The 4,113-nt window shown below is 47.7% G+C and carries 2 protein-coding genes; both read left to right on the top strand.

Going from position 1 to position 4,113, the window contains the following annotated elements; genetic code table 11:
- Positions 1-42 precede the first annotated feature (42 nt).
- On the top strand, positions 43-1,950 hold the full coding sequence (locus tag Q2J39_RS10490; RefSeq protein ID WP_288340639.1) for a TIR domain-containing protein: 1,908 nt from the start codon (positions 43-45) through the stop codon (positions 1,948-1,950).
- A gap of 96 nt (positions 1,951-2,046) precedes the next feature.
- Complete coding sequence (locus tag Q2J39_RS10485) at positions 2,047-4,002, top strand: lipopolysaccharide assembly protein LapB (RefSeq protein ID WP_288340637.1); 1,956 nt, start codon at positions 2,047-2,049, stop codon at positions 4,000-4,002.
- The last annotated feature ends 111 nt before the right edge of the window (positions 4,003-4,113 follow it).

Here is a 4,113-nt window from a genome sequence, read left to right as displayed (position 1 = left end):
AAGTGGACCAGTTTTCAATTACGCAACTGGACCAGTTTTCAATTGACAAAAACAGCTCATCCAGATGATTTTCCGATTTGGTTCGAGAGAATCACGAACGATATTCTTCGCTATTGTCCAAGCACAGTTTATTTTGATCCGGATCCGGATCACCCGGAAGATCTCGACAATTACGTGTTCGATCTGTCCTTGATGAACCTGATTGTCATTCCGATCACAGAAAATTTTCTGAAGGGGGACTGTCTCGCTTTTTCAACGGTTTTCCGGATGATTCAGGTAAAGAACATTCCCTTTCTCCCTGTACTGACGGACCTTTCTTTAACCGAAGAATTTAACGAGAAGTGCGGAACCGTCCAGGCAATCTGTCCGATTTCTTCCGATGTGACCGAAATCCCCTATGAAACGAAACTCAGGAAATTTCTGGAGTCTGCTTTTCTTGACGACAAACTGCAGAAAGAGGTCAGCGCCCTCTTCGAGCACCGGATTTTTCTGAGCTATCGCAAGAAAGATCGCCAGAAAGCGCAGCAGCTCATGCGTGTCATTCATGAAGACGAACAGCTTTATACCATCGCCATCTGGTATGACGAATTCCTGAAGCCCGGTGAAAACTTCGACCTTTCCATTCAGAACAGTCTTCAGGAAAGCGATCTGTTCGCCCTGGCGGTAACGAACAATATGGTCTACGAGCCAAACTATGTCCGGCAGATCGAGTACCCGCTGGCCGTAAAGCTGCAGAAAAAGGTTCTGCCGGTACTGATGGAAAATGAAACCGTCAATCGTAAGGCGTTAGAAGCTGTTTTTCCAGGCGTCCATACGGTTTATCCGATACATTCGAACGATCTTCGTAATCAGCTTTTCGAACTGAAGAAAAACTATACGCCGTTCACACCAAAGAACTGCTATCTGATCGGTCTCGCGTATGTGTACGGGCTGGATGTCGAAATCGACTATGAAAAAGGCATCCGTCTGATCCGTAAAGCAGCCGATCAGAACTATTTCCCTGCTGTTCAGGAACTCGTAAAAATCTATCGCGATGGAATTGGTGTTCGTATGGATTTTGATCAGGCAGCTTTATGGGCAAAAGCCGCGGCACAGCTGCAGCCTGGCATCGAAACCTGTGAAACGGCAGGCGATATTCTTGCCCAGAACAATCAGATGGAAGAAGCGATTTTCTTCTATACGCAGGGAAAAGAAATCGCAGACCAGAATCTTCTTGAGCGCATCCCTTCGCTCAACGAGGATACGAATTTGCAAGACACCTTGTATTGCATACGTGCGAAAAGCGTCTTTTACCAGAAAATTGGCGAACAGTACATCTATCTCAATCAGCTGGAACAGGCCAGAGACAGCCTGGAAGATGGAATTCGACTGAACCGCCAGATGATTCAGGCGGAAAACCATCCGGTCTACCAAGTCGATCTGGGCTTCTTTCTGATCAACCTGGGAAGACTGGAACGAAGAGAGCAGCACCTGATCCAGGCCGAATCCTTTTATCGACAGGCACGGGATATTTTCGAAAGTCTTGTTTTGCAGGATGAATCTTCTCTGCATATTCGTACTCTGGTAACCTGCGAGCTCACTTTGTCCGACCTTCTCTGCGAAAGAAACCGGTCGGAACAAGCTCGCCCGATCGTCAAAAAGGCCTTAGATCAGGCGATAAAGCTTTCGGCGCAGGATCCGACTCTGCTTCATACATATTTGTGCGGATGCGCCTGGCAGTCTGTTCTCTATCTCCAAAACTCCTCATGGAATGTGGATGAGGCAGTAGAGACAGCGCGCAAACTGATCGAATACATACAGGAAAATCTGGAGGATCTGCATACTGCCGCTACGGAACATCTGTGTGCGCTCTGTTACAAAACCGGGGGAAAAACATTTTACCTTCAAAAAGATTTTTCCAGTGCAGAGTCCTGTTATCGAAAGGCCATTGCCCTTTATGAAAAAGCCTGATCCCTTCATCCTTCCCCTTCAGAACAAAACTCTCTGGCGGTTACCCTGCTTGATCTCTCCGATCTGTGCTATGACGAGAACCGCTATCAAGAAGGCATGGAACTTTGCCTGCGTGCAGCATACCTGCTGGAAAACTATCCTTCCTCAAAACCTCTGCCGGATATTCTGATGTCCCTTGGCTCGGCTTATTCAAGGCTCGATATTTTCTATTCCGTTCTCGGAAATTCTTCTCAGGCAGACCAATATCGTGAAAAGTGCAGACAGATCTATACGGATCTTTCGGATCGCCATGAACTGCCTGGCAATCCCATCAACTATGCGATCGCACTCATACGCGCCGGCCAGATGGCCATGACCGAAAATAATTATCCAGGCTGCCTCGACTATCTGCATCAGGCGGATGCGCTTTTGTCCTCTGTCGAAAAAGAAGCAGAAAATGAATACATCGCTTTGCAGAGAAGCATCGTCTGGTATCGAATGGCCACCTGCTATAGTATCCCGGATGAGCCCGGCTATGATTTTGATACCGCGAGAGCACTTTCTTTAAGGACGCTGCACACGCTTCAGGCAATACAGAATAAGAGCGGAGCCGATGTGATTCTCCCCTTTCAAATTGACGTTCTTCTTCAGCTGGCTTCGATCTTCATCGCTCATTTTGAAGGAGAAAAAGCAATCCAGTTTCTCCAGGAGGCAGAACAGCTCTGTCATACCTTGTGGAATCAAGCTGAACCGGAAAGTACTTTGATCCTTAAGATGGCTTCGATCCAGCTTCAGTGGGGAAACATCCTTATGAATGATTCATCCCCTGAACAAAGCGTGCTTCATTATCAGAAGGCACTTTCCCTTCTGGACCGACTGTCCCAGGATACGCTGAGCACGGATACTCTTGCTCTTCGCGTTACAGTTCGTTTCTCTTTGTCCATGGCGTTTCAGTGTCTTGGGCAGGTGGATGATGCCATAGAAACGCTTTATGAACTGATCCAGATGCGTACTCTCTATCCGAATTATTTCTTTACTCTCGCTTCACAGGAACCGTTTGTGCAGGCGTATGGGACTCTGGCCGATTTGTATACAGTTAAGGAAATGTATACGCGGGCTGTCGCCTGTTATCAGGAATCGATCCGAATCTATCAGTCGATCTGCTCCCAGAGTGCTATACCTACAGGTCTTTCGGATCTGGCGGATCTGTACCTCCGTTATGGAACACTGTACTGTCTCCCCTGCAAAATGCAGAATTTTGAAAAAGCGCAAGGTCTGTTTTTCCTTTCCCTGGATGTTCTGGACAAGTCAATCGAGCTTTTCCGCCGCCCGGCCGATTACTGGGAAAAAGCGCAGCTGTTTTATCTGCTCGGAGAAAGCTTCCTGGGAATTGAGGATCCGGCAGAGGGTATTGTCTGGCTGCAGAAATCGATTGTAGAAATGCAGAAACTTCGAAAAGCGAAAATTGTCTATCCAGATGATCTGAGCGATTTGGACTGGCTGTTCGACGCTTTTGAAGATCTGATCAATCTCTGTAACGATGGTGCGGACACAGCCGCTGCAGGCGATCCGGATCCAGAAGCGTTTGCGATCGATCATGTAAATGTATGTCGGCAGGTCATTGAAGAAGAGGGAGCTTCTTTTGTACCCCTTTGCAGACTCTGTCGCGCTCTTCTGATCCTTTTCCGTATCGAGATGGGTAATGGAAATTATGGAAAAATAGCTCAGATTCGACCAGAACTGCTTCAGATTTCAAATGACATCCTGGCGCTTGAAGAAAATGAGATCAGTCTGGAATATCGAGCCCGTGCTCTGTGCTGCGTTGGCATGGACTATCTGGAAACTTCAAGCGATTCCCTTGCCGCGGATTATCTTTTTCAGGCGGTGGATCCGTTTTACAGGCTGACTCGCCTTACGGAGGCCCCGGAAATTCTGGATCTGTTTGCGCAGACCGCCCAGACGCTCGGAACGCTCTATATCGAGCTGGGGCAGAACGAGAACGGGCAGGCAAGCCTTCAGCTGGCTGGCCGCATTCGAAACCGTTTCAAAACCCTGTATCCCGATCTTATATAACGCAAGGATCGGATCGGCAATAAAAAATCCCCGAAGAATATCGGATTTTTCCTTTTTCCTTCGGGGATTTCATTTTGTCTGGCAGCTTCCTATCTTTGCCTTGCGGCTATT

The sequence above is a fragment of the uncultured Allobaculum sp. genome (genome assembly GCF_948576815.1).
Classification (GTDB): Bacteria; Bacillota_I; Bacilli_A; order Erysipelotrichales; family Erysipelotrichaceae; genus Allobaculum; species Allobaculum fili.
This window is presented reverse-complemented; position numbering and strand designations above follow the sequence as displayed.

Excerpts from the sequence above, each read along its gene's own strand:
- Q2J39_RS10485 (WP_288340637.1), top strand. The coding sequence starts at position 2,047 with ATGGAACTTTGCCTGCGTGCAGCATACCTGCTGGAAAACTATCCTTCC.